The following is a 15,567-nucleotide window of genomic DNA, read 5'->3' as shown; positions in this document are numbered from 1 at the left end:
CTTTATTCCTTCAACAAAGCTTGTATATCTTGCTGAATATCCCTTACACCTTTTTTATCCAATCCGTCATAATACAAGATCGGATTTCCGTAATCGTCTTTTCTACATCTGATATTACCCTTTTTATCAATTAAAGCAAAAAGTCCAGAATGTTCAAAACCACCACTAACTTTACTATTTTCGCCCACATAAATATTAAACCCTTTGTTTGACAAATTGTAGATGTAGTCTTTATCACCAGTTAAAAAATTCCAATTAGACGATTTTGCACCTAATATTTTGGCATGCTCTTTTAAAACAGCAGGAGTATCATGTACTGGATCGATAGTTATAGAAGCAATCCCAAAATTTGGATTCCCAAAAAAAGCATTTTGAATAGTTACCATATTGGCATTCATTTTGGGGCAAATAGAAGGACAAGTAGCAAAGAAAAACTCCAAAACATAAACTTTGCCATTATAACTTTCATTTGTAATCTTTACATTATCTTGATTTACGAGTTCAAATTTAGGAACGGATCCTATTTTTACTAATTTATCATTTTCTTCTGTTGAACCAGTCCCTTTATCTAAGCGATCACTTTGCACGATACTATTATTTTGCATTCTATCTACAATTTTTGGAATTGCATAAATTCCAAAAACGAGTATCACAAAAGAAATTCCTATATATGATTTATTTTTAAACATCGTACTAAAGTTGTTTTGTTGCGTTGTGATTCTTTTTTAAAGCTGCTCTGTATTCATAAAGAATGACTTTAAAATCATCCAACATTTCATTACTCAATTCGGCAGGATGAAAAGTACTGTATCCTTCTTTATAAGCCGCCTTTTCTTTTCTTCCTCGAAGGTTTCTTTCTTTATCTATAATATAGACGTTAGCCGTACCCAAATCACCTCCTAAATTTGACTTAAGATTTAATTGCTTGTAATACGATTTTATTTCCTCCGGAGTGGTAAAAACAAAATGCCACTGACTTACATCTGTAAAAGCACCCAAAGACTCCAATACTCGCTTAACCTCTTTTTCGGTACCCAAAGGAGAGATTACCACGAACTGCAAATCTTTGAAGTCATGATACCTTTGATAAATTTTTTCATTTAGATTAAAATAATTCCCTCTATTTTTTAAAATTTCAGTACCTGAAAAACCAAGAATAGTAATCTTATTATTTAAAGTTACTTTTTCACCATTTAAACCTTTCCAATTCCCAAGGTCAGAAACTTTTGGAGTGATAACAGGCAATTTGGTAAAACTATTTATACCCGAAGCAAAAAAAAGATAAGCGACAATTGGCAAAATAAAAAGGACAAAAAGGACGATATTTTTTTTCATTATAAAAACTATAGAATTAAAGTGCAAAAATAAAAAAAGGCACGCAATGCGTACCTTTTTTTTTGAATTAATATCATGTTAAAAATTCCATTTAATCGTAGAATTCTTAAAAACCCCAAAAACATAGTCTCCTTCTGTTAATAAAATAAAAAGTAAATAACAAACTAAAAATAGCAAAGGATAAACAACGGCATTTCTCAACGCCTTTTTCTCCCCTTCCATGTGCATGAAAGCCCATACAATATAATATGCTTTTACAAGTGTTAATATAATAAACAACCAGTTCAATAAACTCATACTTACAAAAGTATTCATATATAGAGCGTCTGGTCTGACAATACCAAAACCAACTTCAACTGTTGTGATTAAAGACAATAGACCGAAAACAGTCCAAATTCTTTTTGTATTAGAAACATGTTCGTGTGACATAATGATAAATCTAAAAAATTAAACTAAATAGAAGAATGTGAAAACAAATACCCAAACTAAATCTACAAAGTGCCAGTACAACGCCACTTTTTCGACCATTTCGTAGCTTCTTCTTTTCTCATAGGTACCCATTAAAACATTAAAAAAGATGATAATGTTTATTACTATACCTGAGAAAACGTGGAATCCGTGGAATCCTGTTATAAAGAAAAAGAAATCAGCAAAAAGCTTACTTCCATATTCATTATGTGTTAGATTAGCACCTTCGATAACCAAACTAGCTTGATTCAATCTCAACAGAGATTCCTCTCTAGATAAAATTGTTTTCTTTTTCTCTTTTGTTAAAGTTTCAGTTCTAATCAAGATATCCGGATGAGATTTAAATCCAGCTTGAACTTCCGCAACCGTATAAGTAGGTATTGCAGACTCACTCATGAACCATTTTCCTTTATCTCTAGACAATTGCTCTCTTTCTACAGGCAATTTTGCCGCAAAATCAGCCAAAGCCACACGATGCCCTTCTTTATCAACAAACTGTAGCAAGCTACCTCCTGTTGTTTCAACAGCACCATACTCTCCTTTGATAAAATTCTTCCATTCCCATGCTTGAGAACCCACGAAGATTAAACCTCCAATAATTGTAAGAAACATATAAAGTGCGACTTTATCTTTCTTCATTTGATGTCCTGCATCAACGGCCAAAACCATTGTCACAGACGAGAAAATCAAAATAAAAGTCATCAATGCCACATAATACATCGGAGCAGAAACACCGTGTAAAAATGGAAAGTGAGTAAACACTTCATCGGCCAATGGCCATGTTTCAATAAATTTAAATCTAGAAAAACCGTAGGCTGCTAAAAATCCAGAGAACGTTAAGGCATCTGACACGATAAAAAACCACATCATTAATTTACCATAACTTGCTCCCATTGGCTCATTGCCGCCTCCCCAAGTTTTTTCACTATTTGCAGTAGTAACTGTCGCTTCCATAAAAGTTATTCGTTAAAAAGTTCCCAAATTTACGTTTTTTTCTTATTTAAAGAAATATAAAAATAAAAATAAATAAACCCACAAGAAATCAAGAAAGTGCCAGTACATTGCACCTAGTTCAATTCCAAGAGTTTGAGTTGAATTATATTTTTGTTTAAAATGATTATAAATAATAATTAACAGCGAAATCAACCCACCAGCAAGATGAATCAAGTGCACAACGACCACGACATACAAAAAAGTTGTCGTGATAGAACTCGCACTTCCGGTAAAAAAATACCCCTCCGCAACGATCTGTCCAAAGCCCACAAATTGCAAAACCACGAACGAAATCCCTAATGCTAATGTAGCTAAAAGAAAAGAAGTAGTTGCACTACGCTTATCTTTTTGAATCGCTTTTTTAGCTAGATGAAATGTAATACTACATCCCAAAATAGCTATTGTACTAAAATAAAAAGCAGAAGGCAATTCGAAATTTTTTGCCCAATCCGCCCTAGATTGACTCACAACGTATGCACTCGTTAGCCCTGCAAACATCATGGTCATACTCACCATCGCAAACAACAATATCAACTTATAGGATCTTGCCGTTCTAGATTTATACTCTTCTGTAGTCATTGTCATTTCCATAATTATCTTAAAAATTTATCAAATATGTATATTAATTGCAACAAGGTAATATAAGACACACTTACAAGCATCAACGTTCTTGCTGCCTTTGCGGTTCTTATTTTATACAATCTCACGGCATAGAAAAGCATCCAAATACCGAGCAAAAACACTAAAACAGCTGCTACAGGAGTAATAAACAAACGTCCTGTATAACCCAAAGCCGGCAATAATGAAGCTATAATTAACCACACGGTGTATAATATGATTTGCAAGGCAGTCCCTTTATCTTTCTTACCAGTTGGTAACATGAAGAAACCTGCTTTTTCGTAATCTTCAAATAAAAACCAACCAATAGCCCAAAAATGAGGAAATTGCCAGAAAAACTGAATCAAGAATAAGGTTCCAGCTTCAATGCCAAATTCACCTGTTGCCGCTACCCAACCCAACATAAAAGGGATAGCACCAGGAAAAGCCCCAACAAAAACCGACAGAGATGTCATTGTTTTAAGAGGAGTGTAAATACTGGTGTATAAAAAGATTGAAATCGCACCAAACATAGCCGACTTAGGGTTAATCGTATAAAGCAAAACAACTCCAAATATCGTTAGAAGACTTGCTACAATCAAAGCCAGATTAGAAGACATTCTACCCGCCGGCACAGGACGATCTTTAGTTCGATCCATCAGCGCATCTAAATCTTTCTCAATAACTTGATTAAAAGCATTAGACGCTCCTACCATACAATACCCACCGATTGCGAGTTTCAACAAAACGACCCAACTGAAAGGATGATCATTATCAAAACCAAGAACATAACCAGCAATAGAAGAAAAAACAACACTTATAGCCAAACCTGCTTTTGTAATTGCTTTAAAATCAATATAAATAGACTTAAATGAAAAGGGAATTTGTGTTGTACTCAATGCGGATAAAATTTGTATGTTTTTTGAAATCTGGTGCAAAGATACAAATTAGATTCAAAAATGATCCATGAAATAAGAGAATGAAAATATCACAGCTTATTAATCCGTTTTTACAGAACAATTAAATCGCAAAAAAACCAATAAATTTAAAAAAACTAATAATCAAAATACCAATTAAACACATCCGATCTAAAACCAACAGAGAACCAAGTCGTTTCTGTTGCAAAATTTACAGCAGTATTGGTCGTTGGATTAAAATTTCGGTATAAAAAATTACCGAAAAACTTTAAATTGGTTGCAGGATTTATCAAATACCCCACTTGCACCTCTGAAATAAAAATACTGGTTTTATTCCCCTGCCCCACAACAACTCCAGTATTATAAGGTCTATCTACATCATAGTCCTTATAAATGTCTTGACCGTAATTGAATTTATCTGTAGTCGTATTAAAATCAAACCCGCGAGTACCAAAGGTTATTTTTGCATTAGCATAAAATCGATCCTTATGGTAATAGCCTAAAATCAGCAACTCTTGAGAATTACCCCCCCATTGGTGCCCCATACTCTGATTGTTATGTCCATAATTAGTAATAGGATCACTATGCGAATACACATACGGGCGCACATGATTGAATTCTAATTGCAAGACCAAATTATCTACATGAAATGCATTGAAATATTTGGCGCCTAATTGGTATCCTAATTTATTTTTCCAACTATTTTCTCCACCTACAATGTCTCCTGTAGAAAACTCATCTACAAGTAATTGCCCATAAAGATTAACCTGATTATTCCACTTGTATTTATAAGTCAAGCCCAAAAGAGCATTTCCACTTTTAGAAGAAGAAGAGAACTCTACTGCTCGATAAAAAACAATCGGATTCACAAAATTCATATCAAAACCTCTACCATTAGTATTTGTCCAGACCACAGATTCAAAAAAACCTAGATTCAATCGATTCGAAACATTCCAGCTCAAATAATGATTTACCATATATTTAGAAGCATACGTTTTTTCTGCCGTTACTTCTGGACGCACATCCTTAAGCCACATATAATTGACCGTATATTTAATTTTCCAAAAATTAGCATCAATTTTAAAATAGGGATACGGACTAGCACCATCACTCAGCAACAAAGAACGGTATCCGTCACCAATAAAACTTTTTCCATAACCCAATTGCACATCCAGAAACTTAGCGGCATTATACGTTAAATTGGCATCAGCCATAGGGAAATCAAAAGCATCCGTTTTGAACTCTTTTGCAATTCCCATTCCGGGCACAATGGCAGGATTCCCCCCCGAAGGTTTAATAGAACGTGCATACTCATTGTAATAATCCGCAAAACGACCTTGACTTTCATAAAAAGTGGTAGTAAAATTCAATTGAGACCCAAGTCCACCTTTAAAATTAAGCGCTCTAGTATTTACAAAAGTATTAGATGAAGTACTAGGGTTTGAAACCCCACCCTGAACATCGAACATAAAATTCAAAGCAAACCAATAGCCTTCCCCTTGAATTTCGGTTAGATTTTCATTCCATAATTTCCTTCCCCACCAGTTTGCCTTTTTCTTCATCAGACTAGCATTAACCTTTTGAAAATTATAATATTTTTCAACTTCCGCATACGTGTAAGGCTTTGAAGCGGTGTGATTATTACTCCCAACTTGATTCATAGCACCATCAAATTGAGCATAATAACTATGTGAAAAAGAAATACTCAAATGACTTTGAAATTGTGGATTATCAAATCTTTTATAAACAATGCTATCCAATTCGGTCAGCCCTTCATTTATATTGATGTTTTCTTTTTTTGCCAATACTTTTGCTGCAATTTCTTCTGGCGATAATAAAGGAATAGCTATACTTATATTAAACTTAGAGTAGGTTGGATTTCCATTATACGTAGGCGGGTCAATTTTTGGAAAATCCCCAAAAACCCTTTTAGTTTCGGCAATTAACTCTTCATTATTTGAATTAACGAATAGTATTTTGAATTTCCCTGTAGCATCTACTTCAAAAAGCACTTTGACAATCCCAGTATATTGGCTTTCCTTTACCTTTTCAGACACTTGAAAATTATGATACACCAATTGTTGCACTTCGTTATAGAAACAATTTTCTAAATCTTGAGCATGCAGGTTTTTACAATTTGAAAAAACGGGGAAACGTTCATCGGAATTCTCAGCCAGTACAGCATTCGGGATTTGTGCATTTATCAAAAATGTGCAAAGAAAAAGCAAAAAAGTTAATAGATTTTTATTCATTTTAATTTTAATATCTGATCAATATTGAGAAGACGGTTCTTGTCCGCTAGCAATAGCTTTGGCTCCAGAAGTACCAATACGTTTTACACCAAGTCGAATCATTTCAATTGCTTCCTGATACGTTCGGACACCTCCAGCCGCTTTTACCAGAAGTGGCGATGCATTCTCGAGCATTATTTTAATGGAAGAAACTGTAGCTCCATTAGGCAAATTATTTTCTGTTTTATAAAAACCCGTTGATGATTTTACAAAAACCGATTCGAAGTTCTCTTCTTTAAAATTAGCAACAACAACATCCTTAATCAATGCTGAAAATGCTGCAATTTGCAAATCATTCAAAGCTGCCACCTCAATAATCCATTTTACTATTTTATGGTGTTCTAAACCCAGTTGCGTTCCTTTTAGGATTTCTTCTTTTATTAATACTTCATTACCATTTTTGAAGGCTGTATAATTACACACAAAATCCAATTCATCAGCACCGTTTTGAATGCATTGAAGTGCTTCCTCCAACTTATCAGCTATAGAAGATTTACCCTCAGGAAAATCTATTACAGTTCCCACTTGAACTTTAGAATTGGCATTGAAAATCATTTTTTTCGCCAATTCAACTCTATTGGGACGTATCATGATCAGTTTAAAATCCTCATCGATTGCTTCTTGTACAAAGCCTTCAGCTATGATTTCGTTTTCACTTTCGCTTAACCCAGCTTGTTCAGCAGTTTTCAAATACGTTGAATCTAAATAACTTTTAACATTCATACTACCCAATTTAGAACTTCAATTAAACAAAATTACATTATTATACAATTACTCTTTATAATTTATCCAAATGGTTTTAACATACCGCCGTTTTTTTTGATCAACAAGATAGTTTGAATACAATTTGTAGAACATTGGCAAAAAATAAAAAAAGAAGTTCTTCTAAAAAAAAATTCCACCGAAGTGGAATTATTTTTTTAAAATTGAGTTTAATACATTAAATCTATTGCATAACACAACCGTAAAAAGAGCCAATATCGCCCCAATTGCATTGGCAATAAAATCCAAAAAGTCTCCCAACCTTGTTGTTGTACACAACTGTTGCATAATTTCAATCCCTATTCCAAAGAACAAAGAAAGTAAAAAAGAATATAACAACGGCTTTATAACATCATTGTGTTGCAATTGCTTTCTCAAAAACAAAAACCAAACTAAAGTAAATACAAAATGAAAAAAAGTATGAATACATTTATCCACATTAGGAATCTGAATAGTTGGAAGTTTGTTAGACTCTACTAAGCAAAAGTAAGCTACAACTCCTGTCCAAAATAAAGCTATTATAAACAATAGATATTTAGGCACCAATAAGCTCTTTGTAAGCTTCACTTGAAAGCAAATCTTCAACTTCAGCTAAGTTTGATATCTTTATTTTAATCATCCATCCAGCTCCATAAGGATCTGCGTTTACACTTTCAGGATTAGATTCTAAAGCATCATTAAAAGCGATAATTTCGCCTGACAATGGAAGAAACAAGTCTGAAACTGTCTTTACAGCTTCAACAGTACCAAAAACTTCATCTTTTTCTAAAGTTTGGTCTAATGTTTCTACTTCAACATATACAATATCTCCTAATTCTTTTTGTGCAAAATGCGTGATTCCCACCGTAGCGACATCACCTTCTATACTAACCCATTCATGATCTTTTGTGTACTTTAAATTTGCTGGTATGCTCATAAAATAATAATTGAATAATTAATAATTGTTTTTTTTTACAAATGTAGCAATCTTATAATCAAATCTTGTTTAGATTTTCTAATTAATTTCCAAAACTATAACGCAATGTAAATCCAGAACGAACATTGGTAAGCGGAAACGAAGTTGAAATAACTGGTTTAGAAAAAGAATGATTATAATAGAATATAATTGTTAGATTTTTACTTAACGAATAATCTGCCGTGAGGTTCAGCGTCCAAATATTTTGGCCTGCTGCCAATTGATTGTTGACATAATCTAAATAACGAACAATCGTTTGATTGTTTCTTAAGGTCAAATCTGCTTTTATATTAATATCACTTTTGATAACTCCAGTAGGATTATCGGCAAATCTCGAAGAAAAAACAACATCTTTTATTCGATATCCTAAACCTACCACATACTCCAATCCATGAACCTCGGTCAATAAGTTATTGTCAAAACTCATAGACAGCGCTCGGTCTTTATTAACTTGTGTCAACAATTTAAACGAATTTTTAAACTCAAAATCAATTTTTAAAAGTGGATTGAATTGCTCTACTAATGTAACATTCGACATTATTGTAGCATTAAAATAATTGCCACTGTCGTCTTTGCCCTCAGGATTCTTGGTGTAATTAAAATTAGATCTAAAAGAATTTACCGTATAAGAAGCTCTATAATTTTGTTGTAAAGAAAAACGTTTGAATGTTTTTTTGAAAAAAGAATAACGCATTAGTCCATTGTATTTAATGGCCCAGTTGGGAATTGGAAAACTCCTGAAAATCCCAAGCGAAACACCCTCAGCATTACTTCCGGTATAGGCCGCTAAAAAGGATGGCAATAATACCGCCTGATTAGAACCGCCGAACCCTTTTGGATAACCATCAGTACCAATATTTGCAGGGTTATTTAAATCGATTCCTTTTTGAACAGCCAGACGATTCGCAATGGTTAGCCTATTACTCTTGAAATCATCAAAAGCACTTGATCTATTTTCATCGCTGGTCGAAAAAGAGGTTTTAATTAGCACTGTTGAGATCGAAAAAATACCAAAACTATATGGTGATCTTGGATTGTAAACACCATCCTTAACATCATATTGTTCCGAAAAATTTTCGGAATAAGCACGATCCGCCAAGAAATCAATTTTAAAATCTGGAGTAATTTCTACATTCGCAGAACCTTTAAAAATTTGATTTTTTACTTGAGTGAAATTTTGATTAAATTGGTCGTAATTGGTCAGCCAACCGTTTTTTGCGGCTTCATATCTCACGTCATTCTGACTTCCGAACACAAATCCCAAGGTTGGTTTTTGCGAACCAAAAAAACCAACACCCGGAAGAAAACCGGGCAAAACAGTTCCTCTGTTTTCAGTAAAACTAAGTTGCACATTTTTTACACTGGTCAGAACTCCATAAAGTCCATCTAAAAACAAATTCCTATTTATATTTTTTGACACATCTGTTTTTACTACTTTTTCACCCGGTTTAGGAGGAGCCGTTTTTATAGTAACATTTGCTTTTTTTGAATCCTTAGATATGCCTATATATTTATAGAAAGTCTCCATATTAAAAGTCCCATTCAAATTCGTTGATTGAGCATTTTGCACTGTGTTTCCTAAATTATAATGCAGATCTCCAATTTTAACATCGCTCAATGCAGTAGAGGCTTGTTGCCAACTATAATCTCCTGTATAAGACAAACTGGCTTTTACAAAACCAAGAGCTGGAATTTTATACAATGGAATATCATAATTCAACACAAACTGTTGCATGTGATTATTTGTTGTTCCTGTATCTAAATACCTATCCCAAATAGTAAAATTATCTAAAGGCACATCATTCTCATCCAAGTAGCTTTTTACAATATTTCGTGATGAAGCGGTATAATTTACTTTTAACGATTTCGTCAAGTTATAATTAAACCCATATTGATAATTAAACCCAAAATTCCTTCTATATAAGGGGTCGAAACCAATTCCAATATCTTCAACTTGTCTGAATTGTTGCAAATTATTTTGCCTCACAATATTGGTATTGAATGTAATACTGGAAGGTAAATAATTAAAATTGATATCACTTAAAAACTTCCAGTAGGAACTTTTTTTCATAAACTTAGTTTTCTGAAAAGGCACAACCTCTTTTGGCTGAAAAGTAAAAGCATAATCTACCGCAGTTCTAGTCTGTTGATCTAAGTTTTTTTCAACTTCAAAATCATGACGCTCTACTTCGTTATAATATTGCGAAAAAGTAAAGTTTTCCGGATCATAAACCCTTGGCTTTTGTTCCAAACCTCTTTCTTTTCGTACACCAATCAAGTTGATACTTTTACGTTTGGTATAATCTATCGCTTGGGTTAATATTTTTTTCTTTTCGGCATCGCTACTAGCTTCTTCTAAGACTTGATCCAATTTTACATCTTCGTAAAAAGGGTCATATTCTGGGGTAATTACAGATTCCCCAATAGAATAATTAAAAGGCAAATTAAGCCCCCATTTTTTTGGCAAAAGTTTACCTAAATTTATATTGGTAACGACATTATACTGTTGTAAATCCTCTCTACTTCTTTCGTTAGGTCCTTGTTCTAAACTTCCAAAACCATAATTTTTCATGTTTCCAGTAAAAGACAGTGTTCCTAAATCTGCAAAATTGGTGTCAACATTCAGTAAAGCTGCCATACCGCCTTTATTATCCATATCGGCCAAACGAAGTTCGTCAAACCACACCTCTCCTTTAATATCTTGATGAGATTCATTACTTTTCAAACCCATCATAATAGTTCGAACCATTCCCATGTTTGGGTTTCCTTTTATACCCAATCGCAGCATATTTCCTTTACCGGCCAAATCAGGATTCAATTCTCCTTCAGTTTGATAATAAATCCCATCAGGAGGCAAAGTACTTTGGTTAATCTTCAAAGCTTGAAGTTTTAATTTCGTCAACAAGCTTAGCGAAAGATCAATTTCATTATCACTCGGCCAAACCAATTCCGGGCTTAAAGGAGAACAAACTGACCCAACTTTCCCAGCAGGCAGCGTCACTTTTAAAGGAATTTCTATTTGATAAAAATCATCTGCATAATCACTTCCAAAACGAATAAAAGCAACCATCTGATTGTCCTGCAAATCTACCTCTCCCGGCAAAGATTCCGCATGGAGAAACATTTTTATATTTTTATACTGACGCATGTCCACATTAAAACTCTTGTATGCACCTCTGCCATGTAAAGGTTCAAGTCCTTTTCCCGAAACCTTCATTGACAAGGACTGTTCGTCCTGTTTGATTATGGTATTGTTATTATACAATTGCTCTCTAACCACGCTAGGCGGACTCACATAATTTATCGGACAACGATTCGAGTTCTCTTCAATATTTACAGCAGCTGTCCCAAAAGTTGTCAATGGATTTGGCTCTATTACCCCACTAGATCCTAACTCTTTATCATATAATCTCCATTCTCCTCTTATTAAATCTAAAGCTCCAAAACGCAACGTAACCTGATCTGTAAAATTAGTCAAGAACATTCGCATAAAGCGGATTGAATTAAAATCAGAAATACTCCCTATTTTATTTTCATATTGTTTAATCGGAATTTTAAATTGTATCCATCTTGCTTCTGTTGAATTACCATTTACCAATGTCACTTGTGTATTCCTAATATCCGAAATATAGTTTTCTCCCACAGACATACCCGGTTTCATATCAATACTATACTCATAATATGCATTGATCGTATTCATGGTATTATCCCTATTGATATCCTCAACATCTGGAACTGTAGAAGAACCTCTGTTAGGAGAATTTATATTAACCGCTGAATTTCCATCTACACCATTGTAATTTTTATAGCGATCAATAACACTTCCGGTCGTATTTAAATAATAAGTATAATCATCACCCGCTGGGTCTGGTTCAGAAGCATAATTAGTATAAACTCCGCCTTCACTAGCTGTAGGAAGACCATCTAAACCAACATCTTGAGCGGTTCTATTCCCTTCATTGTTATCAAATGCATAAATTAAAGATTGAGAAGCTGGGGCATTACCCCAAACTGGTGCAGGATTTACCAAAACTTGATTAGCGCCCAGTCCGTTTTCATATAGTTTTCTACCATCTTTCAGAACATCTTCAGAAATTTCTCCAAGATTAAAATAGATTTTCCCTGAATTTGTTTTAGGCACACTCCCTTCTCCAATATAAGGATCCATTACCCAAAACTGAATGTATTCTACGTTACTTTGTTCAAAATTGGTAGCACTTAACGACCGCATAATACCCGCAAAATTATCTTTTGGTGCAGTCCCTACATTAGCTCCATTATTATAAGAACCTCTATCAGAAGGATAATAGCTTAAATCCAAAGTATTAACCACCAAGGATTGCCCTTGTACAATATCTGTCAAAGGATATAATTCTTCACTATATACTCTTCTTGTCGTATTCAATGACAAATCATCATTTGATATTCCAGATGGTTTTGATGTATAAAAAACGGGGTCAATAGAATACCAAGATAATTTTGACCTTTTAAATCCATAATCCAACCCTTCTAAATTTCCATTAAAGTTGTATTTGCTTTTGGGGTTATTTTCTGGCGTAGAAGCCAAACTCCAGGCATACGGAGAGCGCAAATCTATTGACGACTGAGAACTTTCAAAATCATCTACATATATAGTAGATTGCCCTTCAAACTGATCTCCTTTAGATGCATTAGGCAACAAATAAGCAACCTCTCCACTTACTGAAATATTCGAAGGCACATCAGTGTCCATGTTAGGGAGTTTGTTAACCAATCGTGTAAAAAAGGGAACAGGAGATGAATAATGTCCATGTAATCCAAAAATACTATTATTAACCGACTCCTGACCGTAACTTGTTTTTTGGGTAAAGGGTTTTTCACTCATATTTAAAAAAGTCCCTCCAACCATAAAATTCTCATTTATTAGGTGGTCTACATTTACACCAACAAATCTTCTTGTTTGCTGACCAAAAGTAGAATTGTTTTCTAAAGAAATTTCTATTGGCGTATTAGAAGCTTGAAGAGATGGATCCAGAATCTGAACCCTTCCCAATTGATAATTAACACTATAATCTATACCTTCTACCAATACTCTTCCTGCGGCAGTAACTTTTACAGATCCTAGAGGCACATTATAAGCCCCAATTGGAATTCCATCTCCTCCTGTTGATTTGTATTTCCCTCTTAATAAAAATTTATTCAACTCCGGATTTTGTGAAGCTACGGCTTGTGTATTTCTATACATATTAGGATTCACATATTTCTTTTGATTGGGATTATAAGTGGTCACATCCTTATAATCTTCAAACGAATTTGGAGTTTTTAATTTAGAAAACATTAATTCTCCAAAGGGTTCTTTAGTAGTAAATATCAATCTACCATTTTGTGTATCTACGGTTAGCCCAGGGACAAAATCAAAAAAACCATCACCACCCACTTGTGGATCATTATTAAAGTTCAATCTATCTACGTTTAACACTTTTAATAAAGTGGTATTTTCTACCGTATTTTCAGGAGTAGGATTTGACGGAAATGAACTCCCTTCTACAGGAGTAATATAATTTAGGGGAGATGGATTTTTATATAAAATATTAAACCTAAAATCATCTTGCACTAATTGGTACGCCCCTTGAATTTGATAAATATTTTTCATCATCAAATTCCAAACTGGGTTCGAAACGTTTGTCAAACTGCTTTTTAGCATCTTCAAGATCAAAGTTTGAGTCACAATCGTTTGATTAGAGGGCTGAGTACCCGTAACTACAGTAGGATCTACACCATCATTACCAAATTCACCCACTTGATACACCTGATCTCCAATTGAATATTGATAGGCAACCGCCAAAATTTCATCATTACCCAAACGTTGTTGCAATGATATGTACCCTAATTGTGCATTAAACGTATATTCATTGGGCAATAATTTTCGTGCGTTTTCTAATTTTGAATAATCTTGTCCTTCAATAACATTGATAGCAGTAGAAAACCCATCCTTTGCAGTTACAATTTCACGGATTTTATCATTCAAAAATCCTGTACCAGTCTTGATTAAATTTGGGTCATACTGATTGTTTTTATTATCAGAGGGGTATGACTTTATTAATGGAGCTGGCTGGTCAATAAAAAAGTTTGACGGAATAGGCTTTATAACTACCACATCATTTTGTTTACCAGCTATTGGAATACCATTTGAGTCCGCAAGTTCCCCTTCTCCCAAATCCTGAAGCGCAATTATATTCCTTAAATTATTACTAGTTGCATTGACACGATTTTGTTTATTGGTTACCCAAACCTCTATTCTCGAAATTTGAACCCTACTATCAATAAAAGGGTAACTTTTCAACGAACTATCGTACTTATCCCTAAAATATTGAGACAAAAAGTAGTGCCTGTCGTTATCATAATCCGCACCATACATTTCAAATTCTTGAATGGTTCCTCCTCCTTGAGCCACTACCTTTTTAGCTTGAGATTTCTGTTCTGAAAAAACACCTGTAACAGTTGTTTTCCCAAATTGCAACTCGGTTTTTACACCAAATAAACTTTGAGCACCAACAATCAAAGTACTGTTTAAAGGCATACTCACGTTACCTACCTCAATTTTCCGAACTATATCGTCATCTGCGGGAGTATAAGCTAACTTGAATAAGTTTTGAAACGCAAAAGTAGATTGGGTATCGAAATTAGCATTGACCTGAAGTCGGGTCCCAACTTTTCCCATCAAACTCATACTAATCCTTTGATTAAAATCGAAAGAAGTATTAGATCTATTTCTAGGAGAAAATGCAGGATTGTCTTGTTTGGTATACAATACCCCTAAATCAATTTCTACCGATCCAGTAGGCTTAACATCGATGGTATTGCTTCCAAAAATAGATTCAAAAAGTCCTGATTTAATATAATATCGAGGCAATAAATCTTTCTTTGCTGCTTCACTACCTTCTTTTTTACCATCTATTGCATCTACTTTTTTCTTAAAATAATCACTCATGGATTCTTTCAAGACTAATTTTTCATACTCTGCCGGAGATAAAACTATAGGATAATTGATATTGAATCCATCAACAGAATTGGTATAGACATAGGTATCTGTAACAGGATCGTAAGTGTAGGCAGAAAGAATGCTTTGGGGGTCTTTAATTTGAATTTTCCCTACATCATACCCTTTTTTAACGGTATCCTGAACAATTTGTTGCACTTGAGCCTGCGATGCAAAACCGCAAAATAAGACCAGCAAAAAAACATAAATTTTATGCATATCAATTAGGCT

The 15,567-nt window shown here is 34.0% G+C and carries 11 protein-coding genes; all 11 read right to left on the bottom strand.

From position 1 onward, the window contains the following. Positions 1-2 precede the first annotated feature (2 nt). Positions 3-689 carry an SCO family protein gene (locus FNW52_RS00890; protein WP_143375523.1) on the bottom strand — a complete coding sequence of 229 codons (687 nt, stop codon included), beginning with the start codon at positions 687-689 and terminating at the stop codon, positions 3-5. Between the two features lie 4 nt (positions 690-693). Beyond that, positions 694-1,335, bottom strand: a complete 642-nt coding sequence (locus tag FNW52_RS00885; RefSeq protein WP_143375522.1) for a hypothetical protein — start codon at positions 1,333-1,335, stop codon at positions 694-696. A 78-nt stretch (positions 1,336-1,413) separates the two neighbouring features. Then, on the bottom strand, positions 1,414-1,764 hold the full coding sequence (locus FNW52_RS00880) for a cytochrome C oxidase subunit IV family protein (protein ID WP_143375521.1): 351 nt from the start codon (positions 1,762-1,764) through the stop codon (positions 1,414-1,416). 18 nt (positions 1,765-1,782) lie between these two features. Further along, a complete protein-coding gene (locus FNW52_RS00875) occupies positions 1,783-2,757 on the bottom strand; it encodes a cytochrome c oxidase subunit 3 (protein ID WP_143375520.1) in 975 nt (324 codons plus the stop codon). A 42-nt stretch (positions 2,758-2,799) separates the two neighbouring features. Next, entirely contained in the window at positions 2,800-3,387 is a 588-nt protein-coding gene (locus tag FNW52_RS00870; RefSeq protein WP_143375519.1) for a cytochrome c oxidase subunit 3, read from the bottom strand. 2 nt (positions 3,388-3,389) lie between these two features. After that, a complete protein-coding gene (cyoE, locus tag FNW52_RS00865; protein ID WP_255515432.1) occupies positions 3,390-4,292 on the bottom strand; it encodes a heme o synthase in 903 nt (300 codons plus the stop codon). A gap of 155 nt (positions 4,293-4,447) precedes the next feature. Beyond that, positions 4,448-6,562, bottom strand: coding sequence for a gliding motility protein RemB (locus FNW52_RS00860; RefSeq protein WP_143375518.1), 2,115 nt, complete (start codon positions 6,560-6,562; stop codon positions 4,448-4,450). Between the two features lie 18 nt (positions 6,563-6,580). Beyond that, the gene (gene deoC, locus FNW52_RS00855; RefSeq protein WP_143375517.1) at positions 6,581-7,324 is read right to left on the bottom strand and encodes a deoxyribose-phosphate aldolase; all 744 of its coding nucleotides are present in this window, start codon (positions 7,322-7,324) and stop codon (positions 6,581-6,583) included. 189 nt (positions 7,325-7,513) lie between these two features. After that, positions 7,514-7,906, bottom strand: a complete 393-nt coding sequence (locus FNW52_RS00850; RefSeq protein ID WP_143375516.1) for a VanZ family protein — start codon at positions 7,904-7,906, stop codon at positions 7,514-7,516. Next, positions 7,899-8,279 carry a glycine cleavage system protein GcvH gene (gene gcvH, locus FNW52_RS00845; RefSeq protein ID WP_143375515.1) on the bottom strand — a complete coding sequence of 127 codons (381 nt, stop codon included), beginning with the start codon at positions 8,277-8,279 and terminating at the stop codon, positions 7,899-7,901. Before gcvH ends, FNW52_RS00850 begins: the two co-directional genes overlap by 8 nt. Before the next feature lie 82 nt (positions 8,280-8,361). Next, the gene (gene sprA / locus FNW52_RS00840; RefSeq protein WP_143375514.1) at positions 8,362-15,555 is read right to left on the bottom strand and encodes a cell surface protein SprA; all 7,194 of its coding nucleotides are present in this window, start codon (positions 15,553-15,555) and stop codon (positions 8,362-8,364) included. Between the last annotated feature and the right edge of the window lie 12 nt (positions 15,556-15,567).

Origin of the sequence: Flavobacterium sp. ZT3R18, from assembly GCF_007097385.1 — a bacterium.
In the GTDB taxonomy this organism is placed as follows: domain Bacteria; phylum Bacteroidota; class Bacteroidia; order Flavobacteriales; family Flavobacteriaceae; genus Flavobacterium.
The sequence above is the reverse complement of the archived record's forward strand: the minus strand, read 5'-3'. Positions and strand labels throughout refer to the sequence as shown.

Excerpts from the sequence above, each read along its gene's own strand:
- deoC (WP_143375517.1), bottom strand. The coding sequence starts at position 7,324 with ATGAATGTTAAAAGTTATTTAGATTCAACGTATTTGAAAACTGCTGAA.
- gcvH (WP_143375515.1), bottom strand. The coding sequence starts at position 8,279 with ATGAGCATACCAGCAAATTTAAAGTACACAAAAGATCATGAATGGGTT.
- FNW52_RS00875 (WP_143375520.1), bottom strand. The coding sequence starts at position 2,757 with ATGGAAGCGACAGTTACTACTGCAAATAGTGAAAAAACTTGGGGAGGC.
- FNW52_RS00860 (WP_143375518.1), bottom strand. The coding sequence starts at position 6,562 with ATGAATAAAAATCTATTAACTTTTTTGCTTTTTCTTTGCACATTTTTG.
- sprA (WP_143375514.1), bottom strand. The coding sequence starts at position 15,555 with ATGCATAAAATTTATGTTTTTTTGCTGGTCTTATTTTGCGGTTTTGCA.
- FNW52_RS00880 (WP_143375521.1), bottom strand. The coding sequence starts at position 1,764 with ATGTCACACGAACATGTTTCTAATACAAAAAGAATTTGGACTGTTTTC.
- FNW52_RS00870 (WP_143375519.1), bottom strand. The coding sequence starts at position 3,387 with ATGGAAATGACAATGACTACAGAAGAGTATAAATCTAGAACGGCAAGA.
- FNW52_RS00890 (WP_143375523.1), bottom strand. The coding sequence starts at position 689 with ATGTTTAAAAATAAATCATATATAGGAATTTCTTTTGTGATACTCGTT.
- FNW52_RS00885 (WP_143375522.1), bottom strand. The coding sequence starts at position 1,335 with ATGAAAAAAAATATCGTCCTTTTTGTCCTTTTTATTTTGCCAATTGTC.